Below are 4,283 nucleotides of genomic sequence, written 5' to 3' on the forward strand. Positions count from 1 at the left end.
AAATGGCGTGTTGTCGCTTTCAATAAATTCACTGAAAAAGAATTGGCAGATAAAAACGCCTATTTGGATTTCAGCAAAATGCCTAAGGCTTATGGCAATATGGGTTGCAACGGTATGATGTTTCAAGCGAATGTAATCGGAGCGGACAAAATTGATTTTGGCCATATTGCGGTAAGTATGATGCTGTGTGAAGACATGAAGCTGGAAGATGCGTTTTTGCGTAAACAAAGCGTGTGGAACTATCGTTTTGATGGTAACGATTTGATTTTGGAACAAAAAGGCATCAATATCCGTTTGCGCCGTGAATAATCTTAAAGGCCGTCTGAAAATAAATATTTCAGACGGCCTTTTGAATCTTTATAATAAGCCCTATTTGAAACTGATACCGAATATCAAGGAAACCTATTATGGCAGCTTCTCCAGAAGCCAAGTTTACAGAAGAAAAAGTCTTGTGGATCAAACACTATACGCCCAAGCTGATGACTTTTGCCATCAGCCGCCCTGAGTCCTACCGTTTTTCGGCAGGGCAGTTTTCGCGCCTTGGTTTCCGTGACGGCGAGGGCTTTATTTGGCGCGCGTATTCTGTCGTGTCTGCCGAATACGCCGATACGCTTGAGTATTTCGCAGTATTAATCGAAGGCGGCCCGATGTCGGCGCGTTTTGCTGCGATGAAAGAGGGCGATACTATTTTGCTGGATAAAACGGCTACCGGTTTCCTCTTGCCCGAGCGTTTCCCCGACGGCAAAGATTTGGTTATGCTCTGCACGGGTTCAGGCATTGCGCCTTTCCTCTCTATTATTGAGCAGCCTGAAATTTGGCAGCGTTTCGACCGTTTGGTTTTGGCGCATTCCGTCTCTTACGCCGACGAGTTGATTTTCAACCAGCGCCTTGCCGATTTGAAAGAGCATCCGCTGATTGAAGAATATTTCCATAAATTCACTTTTGTTCCGGTCACCACGCGTGAGGAAACGGAAGGCGCATTGAGTGGCAAACGGATTCCCGAATTGCTGAAGAATGGCGGCTTGGAAGAAAAAGTCGGCTTCAAGTTCACCAAGGCCGATACGCGCTTTATGGTCTGTGGCAATCCGGCAATGGTCAAAGACACTTTCCAAGCCTTGATGGATTTGGGCTACGCTATGCACCGCAACCGCATCCCCGGCGAAATCATGATGGAAAATGGTTTTTAACAGATAAATGGTCAAAGGCCGTCTGAAAGTTTCAGACGGCCTTCAATATTAAATATAAACAGAAAATCAGAGAAAATATGAATATCAAACAATTTATCCAAGCCCTGCCCAAAGCCGAGTTGCACGTTCATATCGAAGGGACGTTTGAGCCGGGGCTGATGTTTGAAATCGCCAAGCGCAACCATATAGCAATTCCTTATGAAAATGTCGATGCGGTACGGCAGGCTTATGATTTTCACAATCTGCAGTCGTTTTTGGATATTTATTATGCCGGTGCCGGCGTATTGTTGCACGAGGCGGATTTTTACGATTTGACCCGCGCGTATCTTGAGCGTTGCCGTGAAGACAATGTCGTGCATACGGAAATATTTTTCGATCCGCAAACCCATATTGCGCGGGGTGTGGCGTTTGAAACCGTGATTAACGGCATTGTCCGCGCCTGTCATGAAGCCGGACAGCAATGGGGAATAAGCACGCGTTTGATTATGTGTTTCCTGCGTCATTTGTCGGAAGAAAGCGCATTTGAAACCTTAAATCAGGCTTTGCCTTATAAGGAACACATCATTGGCGTAGGCTTGGATTCGAGCGAGCAGGGGCATCCGCCGTCCAAGTTCGAGCGCGTGTTTGCGCAGGCGCGGGCGGAGGGTTTGTTGACGGTGGCACATGCCGGAGAAGAAGGCCCGCCGGAATATGTTTATGAGGCTTTGGACTTGCTGCATATCCGCCGTATCGATCATGGCGTACGGGCGGAAGAAGATGAGGCCTTGATGGCGCGTTTGATTAAAGAACAAATGCCGTTGACCGTTTGCCCGTTGAGCAATTTGAAATTAAAAGTGTTCCCTGAAATGGCGAAACACAATTTGCGCCGTATGTTGCAACGCGGCGTCTTGGTAACCGTCAATTCCGATGATCCGGCATATTTCGGCGGCTATATGAACCGCAATTTTGAAGCGCTTGCCGAGGCTTTGGATTTGAGTGCGGAAGAAATCAAAACCTTGTGCGCCAATTCGTTCCGCGCTTCGTTTTTGAGCGAGGCGGAAAAGGAAGAATGGATACGGAAGATTGAAGGTTTTGATGCTGAATAACGATAAAAGGCCGTCTGAAAAAGTTTTAGACGGCCTTTTATGTCGGCGACGGGCTTATTCGCCTACGGTTTTTTGTATCAGTTTTTCGGCGTTTGCCAAAGTGTTTGCCACTTCGTCAAAACCGATGCGGCTGCCGGCGATGAGGGCGCGCGTATCGGTATAGGCGGCGCGTACTTTGCCGTCCGTTTCGGTAACGAGGACGCGCAGGGGCAGTTGCAGGGCGAAGGCGGGGTCTTTGACCATCAGCGGCGTGCCGGCTTTGGGCGTGCCGAAGACGATGACTTTTGCCGGCTGCATCGTTAAGCCGTTTCGGCGGGCGGCTTCCTGATGGTCAATGACGGCAAAAATGTCCATTCCTTTGCTTTTTATGGCGGTTTCAAGGCGGCTGACGGTTTCGTCAAAGCTGTATTTTGAGGTGAGGGTATGCGTGGTCATAGCGGTTTCGTTTTGGGTGGACGGTTCGCCGGTAGGATGTGCCGAAGCGGTTGAAATGCAGAGTGCGGATGCGGCAATCAGGGGGAGTATGTGTTTCATCGTATTTCCTTATTGGTTTGTTTATCAGGCTTCGGACGGGGCGGCACGCGCCGCGCCTGATGTTGCGCCGCGTGCCGGAGTGCCGTATGCCGTCTGAAAGCCTGTCCTTTCAGACGGCATTATGATGGCGGTTAATAGTCGACTTTGATTTTGGGTGTTTCCTGCGCGGCTTTGTATTCTTCTTCCAATTCAAAGCGCAGCGGATACAAATTCAATTTTTCCATTAGCAGGCGGTCGCCGTCTTCGTCCGGATTGCCCGTAGTCAGCAGCTTGTCGCCGTAGAAAATCGAGTTTGCGCCAGCCATGAAACACATGGCCTGCATGGATTCCGGCATATTGCTGCGGCCTGCGGACAGGCGGACGTAGCTCTCGGGCATGGTAATGCGCGCCACAGCGATGGTGCGGACAAATTCTGTCCAGTCCAAATCTTCGGCATCGGCCAGCGGCGTGCCTTCCACTTTGACCAACTGGTTGATCGGCACGCTTTCGGGTTGCGGGTCGAGGTTGGCAAGGCTGGCAATCAGGCCTGCGCGTTCGGCGCGGGTTTCGTTCATGCCGACGATGCCGCCGCAGCAGACTTTCAAACCGGCATTGCGGACTTTGCCCAAAGTATCCATGCGGTCTTCGTGTTTGCGGGTGTGGATGATGTCGTTGTAGCGTTCAGGGTCGGTGTCGAGGTTGTGGTTGTAGTAGTCCAGACCGGCTTTTTTGAAGTCTTCAGCCATGCCGTCTTCGAGCATGCCGAAGGTGCCGCACACTTCCATGCCCAAGCCTTTCACCGCGCTGATGATTTCGGAAACGACAGCCACGTCTTTGGGTTTGGGGCCGCGCCATGCCGCGCCCATGCAGAAACGGCTGGCGCCGCGAGATTGGGCAATTTTGGCTTTTTCGACGATTTCGTCCACATCCATCATTTGCTCTTTGCCCAGATTGGTGTTGTGGTGTGCCGATTGCGGGCAGTAGGCGCAGTCTTCGGGGCAGCCGCCGGTTTTGATGGAGAGCAGGGTGGAAAGCTGGATTTCGCGCGGGTTGAAGTTTTGGCGGTGGATTTCGGCGGCTTGGAAAACGAGGTCGAGGAAAGGCAGTCCGAATAAAGCCTCGACATCGCATTTTTTCCAATAACGCGCAGTCGGATGCGGCTTGCGCTCGGTTTGACGGCGCAAGGCTACGGGAGATACGGTCATAGTGTGTTCTTTCGTGTTTACAGCGACGCAGTGTCGCTGACGGCTTGACTGCCGGCGCAATGACGGCAGCAGCAGGTTTGAAATCAATATAAAAGGCCGTCTGAAACGGCGCAGCAAGTGTAACGCTTTTGATAATGTAGAGCAAATGTTTCAGACGGCCTGAAATATGGTTTGCCCGGGTTTGCTATAATCGCATTTTTAATTTTTCCGTTTTCTTATGAACGCGCCCAAAGCCTTCGCCGTACTCGGCCCGACCGCCGGCGGTAAAACCGCACTGGCCTTAAATATTGCCC

At 51.0% G+C, this 4,283-nt stretch carries 5 protein-coding genes; 3 read left to right on the plus strand and 2 right to left on the minus strand.

All coding sequences use genetic code 11. The features are described 5' to 3' along the window. The 3 genes from ACTHUE_RS11630 to ACTHUE_RS11640 form a co-directional block, all read left to right on the plus strand. Positions 1–309 (plus strand): META domain-containing protein (locus ACTHUE_RS11630; RefSeq protein ID WP_440423522.1); only part of this gene is annotated, 309 nt, incomplete at its 5' end. Positions 310–407: 98 nt separating this feature from the next. Next, positions 408–1,187, plus strand: coding sequence for a ferredoxin--NADP reductase (locus ACTHUE_RS11635; RefSeq protein WP_004519886.1), 780 nt, complete (start codon positions 408–410; stop codon positions 1,185–1,187). A gap of 77 nt (positions 1,188–1,264) precedes the next feature. Next, positions 1,265–2,272, plus strand: coding sequence for an adenosine deaminase (locus tag ACTHUE_RS11640; RefSeq protein WP_070695634.1), 1,008 nt, complete (start codon positions 1,265–1,267; stop codon positions 2,270–2,272). Positions 2,273–2,326: 54 nt separating this feature from the next. On the opposite strand, the gene ACTHUE_RS11645 is transcribed toward ACTHUE_RS11640, so the two are convergent. Together ACTHUE_RS11645 and bioB are read right to left on the minus strand one after the other, a co-directional pair. Then, the gene (locus ACTHUE_RS11645) at positions 2,327–2,806 is read right to left on the minus strand and encodes a DUF302 domain-containing protein (RefSeq protein ID WP_003680761.1); all 480 of its coding nucleotides are present in this window, start codon (positions 2,804–2,806) and stop codon (positions 2,327–2,329) included. Positions 2,807–2,937: 131 nt separating this feature from the next. After that, the gene (gene bioB / locus ACTHUE_RS11650) at positions 2,938–3,990 is read right to left on the minus strand and encodes a biotin synthase BioB (RefSeq protein ID WP_070461800.1); all 1,053 of its coding nucleotides are present in this window, start codon (positions 3,988–3,990) and stop codon (positions 2,938–2,940) included. Positions 3,991–4,283 lie beyond the last annotated feature (293 nt).

This window comes from Neisseria sp. P0021.S005 (assembly GCF_051956955.1).